The 14,004-nt window shown below is 59.4% G+C and carries 14 protein-coding genes and 2 pseudogenes; 12 read left to right on the top strand and 4 right to left on the bottom strand.

What is annotated here, in order from left to right; all coding sequences use genetic code 11:
- Nucleotides 1–124: 124 nt before the first annotated feature.
- The 4 genes and pseudogenes from NKI95_RS33020 to NKI95_RS33005 all read left to right on the top strand — a co-directional run.
- Nucleotides 125–414, top strand: a pseudogene (locus NKI95_RS33020) (integrase core domain-containing protein); the annotation flags it as partial.
- Nucleotides 415–1,743: 1,329 nt separating this feature from the next.
- Nucleotides 1,744–2,142: a reverse transcriptase domain-containing protein gene (locus NKI95_RS33015; RefSeq protein ID WP_352722024.1), complete on the top strand. Its 399-nt coding sequence runs from the start codon at nucleotides 1,744–1,746 to the stop codon at nucleotides 2,140–2,142.
- Nucleotides 2,123–2,443 carry a hypothetical protein gene (locus NKI95_RS33010; protein WP_352722030.1) on the top strand — a complete coding sequence of 107 codons (321 nt, stop codon included), beginning with the start codon at nucleotides 2,123–2,125 and terminating at the stop codon, nucleotides 2,441–2,443. The genes NKI95_RS33015 and NKI95_RS33010 overlap by 20 nt, the downstream gene beginning before the upstream one ends.
- A gap of 797 nt (nucleotides 2,444–3,240) precedes the next feature.
- Nucleotides 3,241–4,086, top strand: coding sequence for a LuxR family transcriptional regulator (locus NKI95_RS33005; protein WP_352722023.1), 846 nt, complete (start codon nucleotides 3,241–3,243; stop codon nucleotides 4,084–4,086).
- Between the two features lie 45 nt (nucleotides 4,087–4,131).
- Here NKI95_RS33005 and NKI95_RS33000 read toward each other — a convergent pair whose 3' ends face one another.
- Nucleotides 4,132–4,851: a transposase gene (locus NKI95_RS33000; RefSeq protein ID WP_352722026.1), complete on the bottom strand. Its 720-nt coding sequence runs from the start codon at nucleotides 4,849–4,851 to the stop codon at nucleotides 4,132–4,134.
- Between the two features lie 184 nt (nucleotides 4,852–5,035).
- Nucleotides 5,036–5,356, bottom strand: coding sequence for a hypothetical protein (locus NKI95_RS32995; RefSeq protein WP_352722022.1), 321 nt, complete (start codon nucleotides 5,354–5,356; stop codon nucleotides 5,036–5,038).
- Between the two features lie 69 nt (nucleotides 5,357–5,425).
- Between NKI95_RS32995 and NKI95_RS32990 the strand changes: the two genes are divergently transcribed.
- From NKI95_RS32990 to NKI95_RS32950, 8 genes are all read left to right on the top strand, one after another.
- Nucleotides 5,426–7,030, top strand: coding sequence for an ABC transporter substrate-binding protein (locus NKI95_RS32990; protein WP_352722021.1), 1,605 nt, complete (start codon nucleotides 5,426–5,428; stop codon nucleotides 7,028–7,030).
- A 7-nt stretch (nucleotides 7,031–7,037) separates the two neighbouring features.
- A complete protein-coding gene (locus tag NKI95_RS32985; RefSeq protein WP_352722020.1) occupies nucleotides 7,038–7,979 on the top strand; it encodes an ABC transporter permease in 942 nt (313 codons plus the stop codon).
- 1 nt (nucleotide 7,980) lies between these two features.
- Nucleotides 7,981–8,850, top strand: a complete 870-nt coding sequence (locus NKI95_RS32980) for an ABC transporter permease (RefSeq protein ID WP_352722019.1) — start codon at nucleotides 7,981–7,983, stop codon at nucleotides 8,848–8,850.
- A 1-nt stretch (nucleotide 8,851) separates the two neighbouring features.
- Nucleotides 8,852–9,856 carry an ABC transporter ATP-binding protein gene (locus NKI95_RS32975; RefSeq protein WP_352722017.1) on the top strand — a complete coding sequence of 335 codons (1,005 nt, stop codon included), beginning with the start codon at nucleotides 8,852–8,854 and terminating at the stop codon, nucleotides 9,854–9,856.
- Nucleotides 9,853–10,884 carry an ABC transporter ATP-binding protein gene (locus NKI95_RS32970; protein ID WP_352722025.1) on the top strand — a complete coding sequence of 344 codons (1,032 nt, stop codon included), beginning with the start codon at nucleotides 9,853–9,855 and terminating at the stop codon, nucleotides 10,882–10,884. The genes NKI95_RS32975 and NKI95_RS32970 overlap by 4 nt, the downstream gene beginning before the upstream one ends.
- A gap of 97 nt (nucleotides 10,885–10,981) precedes the next feature.
- Entirely contained in the window at nucleotides 10,982–12,349 is a 1,368-nt protein-coding gene (locus NKI95_RS32965; RefSeq protein WP_352722015.1) for a CapA family protein, read from the top strand.
- A gap of 433 nt (nucleotides 12,350–12,782) precedes the next feature.
- Nucleotides 12,783–13,148: an RNA-dependent RNA polymerase family protein gene (locus tag NKI95_RS32955; RefSeq protein WP_352722029.1), complete on the top strand. Its 366-nt coding sequence runs from the start codon at nucleotides 12,783–12,785 to the stop codon at nucleotides 13,146–13,148.
- The gene (locus NKI95_RS32950) at nucleotides 13,145–13,255 is read left to right on the top strand and encodes a group II intron maturase-specific domain-containing protein (RefSeq protein WP_352722012.1); all 111 of its coding nucleotides are present in this window, start codon (nucleotides 13,145–13,147) and stop codon (nucleotides 13,253–13,255) included. Before NKI95_RS32955 ends, NKI95_RS32950 begins: the two co-directional genes overlap by 4 nt.
- Nucleotides 13,256–13,488: 233 nt before the next feature.
- On the opposite strand, the gene NKI95_RS32945 is transcribed toward NKI95_RS32950, so the two are convergent.
- Both NKI95_RS32945 and NKI95_RS32940 read right to left on the bottom strand, forming a co-directional pair.
- Complete coding sequence (locus NKI95_RS32945; RefSeq protein WP_352722028.1) at nucleotides 13,489–13,725, bottom strand: hypothetical protein; 237 nt, start codon at nucleotides 13,723–13,725, stop codon at nucleotides 13,489–13,491.
- A 64-nt stretch (nucleotides 13,726–13,789) separates the two neighbouring features.
- A pseudogene (locus NKI95_RS32940) lies at nucleotides 13,790–13,996 on the bottom strand (UPF0149 family protein); the annotation flags it as partial.
- Nucleotides 13,997–14,004 lie beyond the last annotated feature (8 nt).

Raw genomic sequence — 14,004 nt, 5'->3', positions numbered from 1 at the left:
GTTCATCTGCATACGACGGCCTGCCCGCACTTGCGTGCTCCCGGTGCCCCGTGGCCCGGATGCGCCAAGCTTAACGAACCTGACGTACCGAACAAACGATGGCACCAAGAACATCATGCCGGATAACGGCTTCATCGAGAGCTTCAACGGCCGACTGCGCGATGAACTGCTCAACGAGACGCTGTTTACTTCGCTGGCTCAGGCACGCGTCGCCATCGCCCTGTGGCGCGCCGACTACAACACCGCCCGGCCGCATTCCCAAATCGCCTGGCAGACACCGGCCGAGTTCGCCACCACCTTCAATCTGCGACCGTCGCTCGCGCTGCGCGATGCCAAAGGCTCCGCGCCAGCGCCCGTCGCTTCACCCGCCCAGCAGGGCACAACCCACCCGGAAACGAACTCAAAACTGGATAGAAACTGGGGGCAACGTCACGACAAGTAAAGCCCATCTCCGTCAGGCCGGCGCGGGAGGCGATGGCGTTCCCGCAACCGGCATCGGCCAGCACAACGCCCCGCGAGATGCCTGCGTCATCGACGCCCGGATTTCGGGCGAGCGCGATTCAGGCTGGTGCGGAAGATGATGTGCTCCGGCATGCGCGCGCCTTTTCCCGCCATCCGGGGTCGTTGGCCCAACTTCCGGAAATAGAGCTGAAGGCCACCGTAGGCTCGCATGTTCGGTGGCAGCCGTACCTGCGCTACCCGAAGATTATCGACCGGCGACGCCGCCGCTCTTTCCCGAACGGCACGTCATCAATTCCATCGCACCATCGGGAATAAACTCGCCTTGCGCGGCGACTGCCACGATGTCTAGCTACGTCGGTCACCGGTGGTTCCTTCGAACCAGGTTGGTGTCAGCAACCCGACCTTTACCGGGAAACATCGATGACCGCCGCAAAGCCGCTCGCTGGCTACGGCGCTGTTGAGGGCGCGCTCGCGAGCGGCTTCGCTACCGCCGAGCTACACCACGTCGGGGGAGTACGTCATGCCAAGCTGATGATTGCTTGTGGGTGCAAGTCCCATCCGGCCAAAGCCGTAGCGGGCAGCCGGGACCGAGTCTTGCGGGCGTCGCGGCAACGCGGGGTCTGAAGTGTAGATAGGAGCCATGCGGGGTGCGGGAATGAGCCTCGAAAGGTGGATGTTCGCGGAGGCCGAGTGTGTTCCCTAGTCACGAAGGCAATATGTCGTTACGCGAGACGATGCCCGCTCCGTCGGGGTCGATGGCCGGATCCGGATCACGCATGGAAGGTAATCATCGGAACATGAGGGGCCGACCGGGTCCGCTGGATTGGTCTCCAGCAGGGGACAGCAGCAAGGCACTGCCAGAGCTGCCGTCCGAGCTGAGGTCGGGAGTCGGACTGGTTCATAGTACCCGTGAAGCCATCGAAGGAAACGAGGCGAGTGGAGGGAAGGGACCAGCCTGAGGGGAGCCTGCGCAAGGCCAAGGTCCGGACACAGAGCCGGGTTGCCTTGTCGCTGAACGTCGAGCGGGTGAACGCGGCGGCCAAGCAGGCTGCTCAAACCCGGTTCACGGCCCTGCTGCATCACGTCGACGGCGAAGTGCGAAGAGGGGCTGACGGATAACATCCGTGATTTCTGCGAACGGGTCACCCCGGTCGCTACCGGCCACAGCCGGTGCGGCGGGTCTACACTCCCAAAGCCGATGGCGGTAAACGGCCTCTCGGGGTGCCGGCGCTGGAAGATAAGATCGTCAAAGCGCGGTGGCCGAGGTGCTGAGTGCTGTCTATGAGGTCGACTTCCTGGGGTTCTCCTACGGTTTCCGGCCGGGGCGGAGCCCCCACATGGCGTTTAACGCCCTGCATACAGCGACATGAGCCAGCGTGTGAACTGGGGCTCGATGCCGACATTCGCAGCTTCTTCGACGCGGTCGACCACGAGTGGCTGCTGCGGATGGTGGCGCACAGGATCGCTGATCCTCGTATCCTACGATTCATTGGATTGTGGGTGCGGGCTGGCGTCCTTGAGAGCGACGAGAAGCAAGAGACGGACAGGGGTACCCCGCAAGGGGCGGGCATCAGCCCGCTCCTCGCCAATATGTTCCTGCGCTACATCCTCGATCTCTGGGCCCACCAATGGCGTCGGTCGCCATGTACACGGTCGCGTTGTGATCGTGCGTTACGCTGACGACTTCGTCATGGGCTTCGAGAAGAAGTCCGATGCAGAGGAGATGTTGTTAGCCCTCAAGGCGCGGCTGGCCGGCTTTGGCCTGACAATCCAAGACGCGGTTGATCGAGTTTGGGCGGTTCGCGGCCCTCTCACGACAGCGGCGTGGCGAGCGGCGACCCGAGACCTTCGCCTTTCTGGGCTTCACCCACTACTGCGGCACTACTGCGGGCGGACCCGGGATGGCCGGTTCATCGTGAAGCACAAGACGGAAGGGAAACGCCTGACGCGCAAGTTGACGGCGCTGCGCCAGGATGCCTAGCGGCTCATGCACGCGCCAATGGCTGCGCAGCACAGTTGGTTCGCCGCCGTTCTGCGTGGACACTACGGCTACTACGGCAGGCCGCACAACTACCCAGCGCTCAGCGGATTCCATCGGCAAATGCGCCGGATATGCCTACGTTGTCTGAGACGGCGCAGCCAGAAAAGCCGGCGCATGGGCTGGTCGGAGTTCGAGATCCTGACGGCGCGCTTCCCCCTGCCAACTCCGCGCATCACTCGAACTTGGGCGCAAGCACGATATGACGCGGGTTACCCTCGGGAAGAGCCGGGTGCAGGAAATCCGCCCCGCCCGGATCTGTGAGGGCGAAAGCCGAATGGCTGAGCGACTCGACCACGACCGCGAAAAGAATGGCGATCGTTTCATTTCTGTCCGCCCTCTCCAAAATCAAACTAAGCGTGAGGCGAGGTTCATACGGGATCGATCAGCCGACCTGGAGGTCTAGTCGCGCGTGCGAATGGGAGACTGGTATGAGTTCGATGTATTTTACCCAGAGCGGCGGCGCGCCTGCCAATTGCATAGCCTGGAGAGACGAAATGACCATTTCGAATGAACTGTCAAGACGGTATCCACTAAATATTTGCTACACGTTTCATACTTAAGTAAATTTCACCTAACGTACTCTTAACTCAAAATAACATCATGCGCTTCATTAAGGTGATAAAGGTTTGGCGATGTCGGTCTAACGATAAGGGCGCGCAGACCCGGAGGCTTACAGCGGCAGCTTATCCAACTGCGCACCGATAACATCCAATGCAAATGGCTGCGGAGGAGAGACCATGGACTGCCCGCCGAAAACTGCGCTCTCTCGAGGTCGGGGGCAGGCACCGAAAATGTCGAACCCATTTTCTTTGGCCTCGTCGATGCGTTTCCCAAAGGCAGCCAAGGAGGCGTTTGCGGTCGAGTTCGACCGATTTCTTGACCTTACTGATGGTGTTGCTCAATCGGAGCAGTTGTTCGACCTGTTATCTGCTTTTGCCTTGAATTGTGATTGCCCGTGGCTCGCCTATCGCTCTCTTGCGCGCGACCAAAGCTTCTTAAGGTCGGCTCGACGCGATCCGGCGGTCCTGCTGAACTATCCTGATGAATGGCAGGAGCGATATTTCAAAATGGGCTATGACAGGATAGACCCCATCATCAAGACGAGTCGAAAGCGGGTGGGCGCCTTTCGATGGAGTGACGTGTACAACGCTGCAAGCACCAGTGAAGACGAACGGCGCGTTTTCGATGAGGCTGCGACGTTCGGGTTAAGATCGGGCATTAGTATGCCATTGCGCGGCCCCCATGGCAGCTTTGCGGTCATGAGCTTTGCTCGACCTTGGGACCGTGAATTCCAAAATAAGACAGTCACTTACTTGCAGGTTGCGGCGGCTCACTTCCACCTAAGCGTTACGAAGTTGGAGAATTCGAGTGCCGTCGGGGAAACCCCTAAAATGTCTCTGAGAGAGAAGGAGTGTATTTTGTGGGTCGCGAGAGGTAAATCGTCGTGGGAAATAGGAAAGATTTTATGCCTTTCAGTTAATACGGTGAATTTTCATATTAAAAACGTGATGCGAAAGTTAGATGTTGGCAGTAGAACGGTCGCCTCGATAAAAGCAGTAGAATTGGGAATTATAGAGTTGTGAAAATATCCATCCAATGGTGGAGGAAATAAACTCTCAATCTAGCACTTACTTTGGCAGATTTTTAACTGATATGCATCTGCGGCAGTGCGGACTCCGTGTTTGCGGCGGCTGTGCGAGAGCGTTGAGGATGGACCTGGCGCATGGCCGGAAGGCTTGGATGCGGTGGAGGGCCGAGGATTCTTTTCCCCCTTTGGCTTGTTTGAGGCGGCGGGATTGGAGGAAGGCATAGGCGATCGTGGTCATCAGTGCGTGCCGGTGAAGACCTGTCCATGAGCGTCCTTCGAAGTGGTCGAGGCCAAGTTCCTCTTTCAGCTGCTGATGGACCTGTTCGCAGACCCAACGAGCCTTGATTGCGCCGGCGAGGTGCTTGAGCGAGGTCTCGGCGGGAAGGTTGAGAGATAATATTTGCGCTCGCCAGTTGAGCGATGCTCGCCAATGACCCAGACCTCCTCGCCGGGCAGGTGCTGGGCGCCCATGTCGTGGATCCGCTGGGGCGGCCCGTCTGCGACCCGAACACGGACAGCGGCGAAGCGTGCTGAGAGCCGACCTTTTGGTGCCACGCCGCCAACTGACCGTCCGCCACTGAGCTGTCTCCAGCATCGCCTGCGCGGTCATCGACTTCGTATCGGGGATGTGGTGTTGGTGCGGCCGGCCGCGCCCCGAGACTGGGAAGATCATCGCCACGCCGGCGGGATAGACCTTCGGCTTGAACGGGATGCCGACCGCCCACGCGAGGCCGCGCTCGGTGAGCGTATGGCGCGACATCAGGATGAGACGCCGCATTGCCCGTAGAATGCTCCCGACCGACATGGTCCGTCCCCCATCATAATGTCCCACGACTCAGATCCGGATCATTTCGTCATCGGCTAGATTGCCGGCTCGAACTGCATCGCGCCGAACACCATTGCATGCGCCTTTTCCTTTCGCCAAATCTGTGCGCAGCAGCAGATCAGGATATTGCCCGGCCCCGTTTCTGCTTCGGCTTGGCTTGCGCGGTTGGGCGAATTTCACCCTCCTTCCAAGCCATCCGCAGGCCCGACAGGAACCGGTCGAGAGACGGATCGGCCGCCACAACCGATGGCGTGCCAAACCTGGCGGCGATGTCGACGAGGCGCTGGGCTTCCTCTCCTACCGCATTTGATCGATCTGGGAGCATCCTGCGGAACTGGCAACCAAAACGATGCATTTCCTCAAAAAGTGCAGCAAAACTGACGGAATGCGGCAAAAAACTATAATAGAATCCTTGATAGTCGCAGACCAACCGCGACACTATAATAGAATCCTTGATAGTCGCAGGCAACCGCAACACGGACGATAAACCAGCAAGGGGAGCTTAAATATGAGAATCTCTCGACGCGACCTCGTCAAGATGGGTCTGGCCGCCGGAACGGCTCTCTCGATGCCGTCGGCCGCGCGGGCACAGGCAGCGCCAACCGCCGCGCGGACCGTCCGCATGGTGAAGGGTGGGGACCTCCGCGTCTTCGATCCGATTTTCTCGGCCGCGCTCATCACCGCCGACCATGGCGCGGCGATTTACGACACACTGTTCTCGCTCGACTCCAAGCTCATGCCGCAGCCGCAAATGGTGGGGAAGTGGGACGTCTCCAACGACAAGAAGACCTACACGTTCGAACTTCGGGATGGTCTGGGCTGGCACGACGGCTCCCCCGTCACCGCGGCGGACTGTGTCGCCTCGATCCGTCGGTGGGGCCAGGTGGCTCCCGGCGGACAACTGCTCATGGATCGGGCCAAGGATATTTCGAAGAAGGACGACAAAACCTTCACGGTCACACTCAAGGAGCGGCTGGGGCTTCTGAGTGATATCCTTGCAACAGTTTCGACGCCGTGTCTGTTTATCATGCGCGAGAAGGACGCGAGTGGCCCGGCAACGGAGCAGGTGACCGCGAATATCGGCTCGGGGCCGTTCAAGTTCAATGAAGCTCTCGCCAAGCCGGGCGCGAGCTTCACCTACGACCGCAATGATCAATATGTACCTCGCAGCGAGGCCCCCGATGGGTTGGCAGGAGGCAAGATCGCCAAGGTCGATCGTGTTATCTGGGACAATATCGCCGACGAGCAGACTGCGATCGCGGCGTTGCAATCGGGTGAAATCGATTACTTTGAGCAGCCATCCATCGATCTTTTGCCGATGATAGAGAGCGATCCCAGCCTTGAACTCCAGGTCCTCGACAAGGCAGGCGAGGACATGTACCTGCGCGTAAATTTTCTGCAGAAGCCGTTCGATAACGTGAAGGCGCGCCAGGCCATGCTTCACCTGATCGATCAAGAGTCGATCCTGCGGGCCGCGTTCGGTGATCCACAATACTTTCAAACCGTCACTTCGATCTTTGGAAACGGCACGCTCTATTCCAACGACGAAAATACGGGGTGGTACAAGAAGGGCGGCGATCCAGAAAGGGCGAAGCAACTGTTCAAGGAGGCGGGATATGCTGGCGAGAAGGTCGTCATTCTTCAGCCCACGAACGTGGCGACGTTCTCCAATGCTTCGCAGATTCTGGCGGCCGCGCTGCGGAAGATTGGGGTCAATGCCGAACTCGCGCCGAGCGACTGGGGCGGGATTGTCGCGCGCCGGGCGAACAAGGGGCCCATCGAGAACGGCGGTTGGAGCCTCTTCATCACGAGCGATTCGGATTTTGTCTTCGGCGATCCGGTTGGCCAAGTCACCCTAGCCGCGAATGGGGACAAGGGCTGGTACGGCTGGCCGACGAACGACGAGTATGAGGCTCTTCGCGCCCAATGGGCAGACGTCGGAACCCTCGAAGAGCGCAAGGCGCTGGCTCGCAAGATGCAACGCATATGGTGGGACTTCGTCGGCGACCTCAGGCTGGGTCAGTTTTTCTCGCCAGTCGCGCGCCGCAAGACGCTTACCGGCCTCATCGGCATGCCGACGATCGTCCCGATGTGGAACATGCAAAAGGTCTGAGGGTCCAATGACCGGTTACATCCTGCGCAGGATGGTTTCGACCATCGCCGTCATGGCGATGGTCGGGATCTTCATCTTCCTGCTTCTCCGGCTGGCGCCGAGCGACCCGGCAGCCATGATTGCTGGCGACACGGCCACGGCGGAGATGATCGCCGGTATCCGCGAGCAGCTGGGCCTGAACGATCCTATGTCGGTTCAGTTCATACGTTGGGTGCGGGACATGCTCGGCGGCAATTTCGGCATCTCGATCTTTTCCGGACGACCGGTTCTCGAGCTCATCTCGCAGCGGCTTGAACCGACCCTTACCCTTTCGATCCTGACGATGATCCTTTCGGTGACGGTCGGCGTCTCCTTCGGCATTCTTGCCGCGTGGCGATCTGGCGGTCTTGTCGACCGCCTGCTCGCGGCCTTTTCGGCAGTTGGTTATTCCGTCCCCGTCTTTGTCATCGGCTTTTTTCTCATATACTTCTTTGCCATCAGGGCACACTGGCTACCGGTGCAGGGCTATGTGCCGATCGATGATGGCCTCGGGCCTTGGTTTAGTCACCTGATCCTGCCCACCGTGGCTCTTAGTCTTGCCTACATTGCATTCATAGCCCGGGTTACGCGGGCGAGCATGCTCGAGGTCCTGTCGGAAGACTATATGCGAACGGCCGCTGCCAAGGGCGCTTCGTCCTATGCCATGCTTTTCCACCATGCCTTGAAGAATGCCGGCGTCCCGATCCTGACCGTCATCGGCATAAGCTTTGCCTATCTGATCGGCGGAGTCGTCCTCACGGAAACGGTGTTCAACATACCCGGTATCGGTCGTCTGGTCGTTGATGCAATCAGCAACCGCGACTATCCAATCATTCAGAGCGTGCTCATCCTGACTTCGGGTCTGTACGTCCTTATCAACCTCATGGTCGATCTTGCCTACACGCTGATCGATCCCCGCATCCGGTACTGATATGACCCTCCTCTCCGCACCTGTTGAAGCCGTGCCGATGGGTCGGCTGCAGCCCCGTCTGGCAAGGCGGCATCCGCTAGTCCTGATCGGCGGCGGTCTCCTAGTGCTCCTGATCATTCTGGCGCTCGCCGCCCCGCTTTACGCCGGCGATCCGGTGAACATGGATCCATTCAAGCGACTCCAGCCGTCTTCGGCTGAGATGTGGTTCGGAAGCGATAATTTGGGCCGCGACGTGTTTGCGCGATCGATCTTCGGCGCCCGCATCTCTCTCATGGTCGGATTGATGTCGGCCGTGTGCGCGGCTCTGGGCGGGCTCCTGATCGGCGTCATCGCCGGCTACAGCCGCAGCTTCGACAACGTCGTAATGCGGGTCATGGACGGCCTGATGTCGATCCCGACGATTCTGCTTGCCATTGCCCTTATTTCCCTGACAGGCCCCGGCATCGGGATCCTCATCGTCGCCATCGCGATCCCCGAGACGCCGGCCGTCGCGCGGCTGGTTCGTTCAGTGGTTCTGGGTGTTCGCGAGCGTCCCTATGTGGAGGCCGCGCTCTGCGGCGGGGCGCGCCTGCCCAAGGTGCTATGCCGGCATATCCTGCCGAGCACCATTCCGCCGCTCATGGTCCAGAGCGCTACTGTCTGCGCCAGTGCGATCCTGACGGAGGCGGGGCTGAGCTTCCTCGGCGTGGGCGTGCCGCCCGAGATTCCAAGCTGGGGCAACATGATTGCCAGTTCCCGCCTGTATCTCGCCATGGCTCCAATGACGATCTTCGCCCCCGGTATCTGCCTTGCCGTCACAGTCCTTGCCGTCAACCTTCTCGGCGACGGCCTGCGCGACATGTTCGATCCCCGCTCAAAGCGGAGACGCTAGCATGCAGATGCATACGACGGAGGGCATTGACGTGCTTCTCGATGTCCAAGACCTCGAGACCCATTTTTATGGCGAGGAAAGCGTCACGCGCGCATTGGGCGGCATCAGCTTTCAGGTCAAAAAAGGCGAAACGCTCGGTGTCGTCGGTGAATCGGGATGCGGGAAGAGCGTCACTGCCCTCTCGATCCTTCGACTGCTGCCGAAGCTGACCGCCAGGACGGTCGGCGAGGTCCGCTTCCAGGGAGGCGACTTGCTTGAGCTGTCCGATCGGGAGATGCGACAGATCCGCGGGAATCGGGTCGCCATGATCTTCCAGGAGCCGATGACGAGCCTGAACCCGGTCTATACGGTCGGCCGGCAGATCGCGGAGGCGTTCCAGATTCACACAAATGCGTCCCGCTCAGAGGCCATGGCAAAGGCCGAAGAGATGCTCCGTCTCGTCCGAATCGCGGATCCGGAACGGCGCGTCAGCAACTATCCTCACGAAATGTCGGGCGGCATGCGCCAGCGCGCTATGATCGCCATGGCTCTCGCCTGCTCACCGGAACTATTGATCGCCGACGAGCCAACGACTGCGCTTGACGTTACTATACAGGCGCAGATCCTGCGGCTCATCGTCGATCTGAAAGAGCGCACGGGAACGGCCGTCATGTTAATCACACATGATCTGGGCGTTGTAGCAGAGACATGCCAACGCGTAATCGTCATGTATGCCGGCCGTATCGTAGAACAAGCGAACGTTACTGATCTGTTCGCGCGTCCCGCGCACCCCTACACCCATGGCCTCATGCGATCGGTGCCGGATCCGCGGCGCGGCCGCCAGCGCCGTCTTCCAGAAATTCCCGGGATCGTGCCAAGTCTGCGCGAGCCCATTGTGGGCTGCAGCTTTGCGCCTCGCTGCCCGTTCGCGATCGATATTTGCCGCGAGAAGACACCCATCCTACGAGATGTTAGCGCGGGCCACGCCGCAGCTTGTTGGCGCGCGGAAGAGGTGATGGGCACATGAGTAGTCCTTTGCTGAAAGTCGAGAACCTGACCAAGCATTATCCGCTCGGCGCCGGATTCCTGAAGAAGACAATTCCGGTGATCCGGGCGGTGGAGGATGTATCCTTTACCGTCGAGGCGGGCGAGACACTTTGCATCGTCGGGGAATCCGGCTGCGGCAAGTCCACCCTGGCGCGGCTCTTGATGCGGCTCGTCGAGCCGACAGGCGGGCGCGTACTGATCGACGGGATCGACATTGCGCGCCTCAAGAAGAACGCGCTTCACGCGTGGCGCCGTCGGATGCAGATGGTCTTTCAGGATCCCTACTCGTCGCTGAACCCACGTTTCACGGCCGGACAGATCATCACCGAGCCCGTGGAGAATTTCGAGCGTCTCAGCCGGAAGCAGCGCCAGGCACTCGCCGCGGACCTTCTCCGAAAAGTCGGAATGTCGCCCGAAATGATGCACAGGCTGCCGTCCGAATTGTCGGGCGGTCAGCGCCAGCGGCTCGGTATTGCCCGCGCTCTGTCGCTCAACCCCTCTCTCATCATCGCCGATGAGGCCGTCTCAGCCCTTGACGTGTCCGTGCAGGCACAGATCTTGAACCTGCTTCTGGATCTGCAACAACAGGTGGGCATCGCCTTCGTCTTCATCTCGCATGACCTCGGCGTCGTGGAGCATATCGCGCATCGCGTTGCGGTCATGTATTTGGGGCGGATCGTGGAGCTCGCCCCGAGCGAGGCGCTGTTCGCCAAAGCGGTCCATCCTTATACCGAGGCGCTGATTGCGGCCGCTCCGGTTCCGGATCCGACGCGGTTTCGGCTGGAGGCGCCCGTCGAGGGCGAGGTGCCAAGCCCGATCAATCCGCCCAGCGGGTGCGCGTTTCATCCGCGCTGCCCGCTCGCGGTTGAGCGTTGCCGCATCGAAGTGCCGCCTTTGGTGCCGACGGCAGACGGGCGCATCGTGGCCTGCCATGTGCGCGCTCCGGCGGCCCGCATCCCGACATCGCGGGCTGCGACGGCCAATTCTTGGGTTATCCCTGTGACATAGCCAGAGACTCTCTCACTCCTACCCAACATCTCGACTGCTGACGCGATCGGAACATCGTTCCGAGTGCCGCAAATGGAAAAGGATAAAGGAGGACCCTATGGAAAATCATTTACACGCGGAGGGTTCTGACCATCGGGAAGACAACTACGATACGGTCGGTTCGATCGCGACGAACGTTGCGGAGGGCTTTACGATGGTAGCCGTTGGCGACCTCATCGTGTCGCGAGCGCTGACTAGTGGTCACCATCCCGGCTTTGGCGCGATCATCGAGATTCTTCGTGAAGGCGACGTCACGCTCGGCAACATGGAGACCAGCATCTTCGACATCCGCTCGTTCAAAGGAAGTCCACAAGCAGAGTTCGGTGGTGCCTATCATGCTAGTCTTCCAGCGCTTGGCCCAGATCTCAAGCAGATGGGATTCAATCTGCTCAGCTTCGCAAACAATCATACGTTTGACTGGGGCATTGAGGGAATGCGCGAGACATGCCGAGTGTTAGATCAAAATGGGATTGTAAATGCAGGATCAGGGGAGAACCTCGCACAGGCCGCAGCAGCGCGCTTCCTTGAGACACCCCGAGGCCGCGTGGGTTTAGTTTCATGTGCTACAACGTTCACTCCGCAATCGCGAGCAGCCGATCCCGCAGCAGAAGCTCCAGGAAGGCCGGGCATTAACGCCCTCCGCCTAACCCGCCATATTTTAGTCTCACCAGAGATGCTCGAGGACTTGAGGCGGGTCCGCAATGCTTTGCCTGGGTTCAAGGTCTCTGATGAAGGCCCAGATCAGATTATCCTGGCTGAGACCATCTATAAAGTAGGGAGAGAGCCGGGTTTTAGCTTCGTACCTAATTCCAACGACATGACAAACATCCTGCGTAATGTCCGGCGCGGAAAGCAATATTCCGACTTTTGCATCATTGCCAACCATGGCCACGAACCCGGCAACTGGAGTCAGGAGCCTGGTGACTACGAACAATCCTTTGCCCATTCTGCGATCGACGCTGGCGCTGACGCTTATGTCGCGCACGGGCCGCACCAGCTAAGGGGCATTGAGATCTATAAGAATAGGCCAATCTTCTACAGCCTGGCGAATTTCATGATCGATGACCTTCGATCACCGATCGGCGCTGATATGTTTGACATCTATGGAAAAGATCCACGACTACACACAGAGGCGGAAGTAACGGCCGCAGAGATGACAGAAGGATATGAAACCGCCCCAGGGTTTTCTGATCCAATATTTTACGAGAGTGTCATCACGATGAGCAGATTCAAGGGAAATAAGCTAGCGGAGCTTAGGCTCTTCCCAGTGGAACTTGGTCACTCAAAAAGACTGGCTCAGCGTGGGGTGCCAAGCTTGGCACCAGCGCGGAAGGCAGAGTCCATCCTTACGCGCCTGCAAAGGCTTTCAGAACCGTTCGGGACAAATATCGCAATTGAAAATGGCATCGGGTTCATCCGACTGTAAGTGACTATGGCATCCGCGGTCTACACCGCCTTGCGATTTCGTATCTTTCCTCTCTTTTCGCGACAAAGCTTGCGATCGCGGTAAGAGAACGCCGGGGGGTGGACGGTAAGATATGGTTATCCCCGCCGGCCAGATGGAACGGGATGATGTCACTTCGACATCGCGGGTTATCGCGCGATGCCGTTGCGACGAGTTTACATTCCCAAGAGTAACGGCAAGAAGCGTCCGCTGGGAATTCCCTGTATGCGGTGCCAGCCGATGCAGGCGTTATGGAAGCTCGCTCTGGACCAGGTGGCAGAGACACTGGCGGACCCGAATTCCTATGGGTTCCGGCCGGAACGCTCGACTGCCGAGGCCATCGAGCAGAGGGAACTTTGTTTGAGACGTCGGCGGGCACCCCGCAAGGGGCATTATCTCGCCGGTGATCGCAAACATGGCGTTGGGGCTGGAGGCGGCAGTCTACGCATGCGTGGGATCGTCGAAACTCGCGCGCAGCAACGCCCAGCTCAACGTCATCCGCTATGCCGATGACTTTGTGGTGACCGGCGCATCGAACGATGTGCTCGAATTCAAAGTCCTTCCGGCGGTCAGGCAGTTCCTGGCCACCCGAGGTCTGGAACTCTCAGAGGGAAGACCCGGATCACGAACATCGCGGAGGGATTCGATTTCCTTGGCCAGAAACGTACACAAGTACGACGACAAACTATTGATCAAGCCGGCAAGGAAGAGTGTTAAAGCACTCCTCGACAACGTCAGGGAAATCACCAAGGCAATGCGAGCGTCACGCAGGAGGTATTGATACAGAACCTGAACCCTGTCATCCGGGGATGGGCTATGTATCACCGCCACGTCGTCGCGAAAGCGAGCTTCTCATCGATAGACTCGCACATCTGGATAGTGTCCTGAAGGTTCTGCAAAAAGCTCTGGAGAGAGACCAGCCCGTGCCTTGAGGCGAGGCGGCCATGGCACGCTGGTGACGTTGCGATCACCGATTCCCGTGGAAGGGTAATATAAGTGCCATGACCAATCGAGAAATTAGACTGAGCAGAGGCGAGTTGAAAGGTAAGCGGTGCGCCAAGGCACCTTTCCCGAAATCGCCTTGATGGTTAGTCTCTCGTTCGTCGGCGCGCCGGCGCCGATCACTCCGAGTCATAATGGGTGACGTAGTGGAGTTCGCGCAGAGCGGGGATGACGAGGGCGATGTCTTTGTACGCCTCGTGCTCGATGAAGTGCGCGGTCTCGGGTCCTGGCCTGGGCTTGCCGAGGACGGGCCTCCCCTTTTTGTCGACGCAGTAGATCAGGATCGGCAGCAGCAGGCCGTGATGGGGGTTGTTGAGGTCGAGCAGCCGTTTCCATTTTTTGATGTTGAGATTCATGGCCGTAGAACCCCTGGCACCACGGCCGGGCGTCGATGCCGCCCCTGGGCTTGGTGGCGAATCGGGGCGCATAACCCTGCGGTTTGTCGAAGAGCGTCTCGTTGATCTGGTTGTGGATCCTGGCGACGCTGGCAAACACGGCGTGATCGGTTGCAGAGCCTTTGGCCAGGACGTCGCGCCGCAACCCCATGAGGGGGCACATCCAGTCTTGCGGATCCGGGAACCGCGGTCCGGTGACCGCCGCCGTTACGAAGCCATCCAGCGCCGACATGGTCCGCA

Origin of the sequence: Mesorhizobium sp. M0306 (assembly GCF_040321655.1) — a bacterium.
In the GTDB taxonomy this organism is placed as follows: Bacteria; Pseudomonadota; Alphaproteobacteria; order Rhizobiales; family Rhizobiaceae; genus Mesorhizobium.
Note: the sequence above shows the minus strand (reverse complement) of the source record. Positions and strands in the feature narration are given on the sequence as shown.

Coding starts and splice junctions, on each gene's coding strand:
- NKI95_RS32970 (WP_352722025.1), top strand. CDS start 9,853: ATGAGTAGTCCTTTGCTGAAAGTCGAGAACCTGACCAAGCATTATCCG.
- NKI95_RS32965 (WP_352722015.1), top strand. CDS start 10,982: ATGGAAAATCATTTACACGCGGAGGGTTCTGACCATCGGGAAGACAAC.
- NKI95_RS32980 (WP_352722019.1), top strand. CDS start 7,981: ATGACCCTCCTCTCCGCACCTGTTGAAGCCGTGCCGATGGGTCGGCTG.
- NKI95_RS33005 (WP_352722023.1), top strand. CDS start 3,241: ATGGACTGCCCGCCGAAAACTGCGCTCTCTCGAGGTCGGGGGCAGGCA.
- NKI95_RS32945 (WP_352722028.1), bottom strand. CDS start 13,725: ATGAATCTCAACATCAAAAAATGGAAACGGCTGCTCGACCTCAACAAC.
- NKI95_RS32990 (WP_352722021.1), top strand. CDS start 5,426: ATGAGAATCTCTCGACGCGACCTCGTCAAGATGGGTCTGGCCGCCGGA.
- NKI95_RS32955 (WP_352722029.1), top strand. CDS start 12,783: ATGGCGTTGGGGCTGGAGGCGGCAGTCTACGCATGCGTGGGATCGTCG.
- NKI95_RS33000 (WP_352722026.1), bottom strand. CDS start 4,851: ATGTCGCGCCATACGCTCACCGAGCGCGGCCTCGCGTGGGCGGTCGGC.
- NKI95_RS32985 (WP_352722020.1), top strand. CDS start 7,038: ATGACCGGTTACATCCTGCGCAGGATGGTTTCGACCATCGCCGTCATG.
- NKI95_RS32975 (WP_352722017.1), top strand. CDS start 8,852: ATGCAGATGCATACGACGGAGGGCATTGACGTGCTTCTCGATGTCCAA.
- NKI95_RS33015 (WP_352722024.1), top strand. CDS start 1,744: ATGAGGTCGACTTCCTGGGGTTCTCCTACGGTTTCCGGCCGGGGCGGA.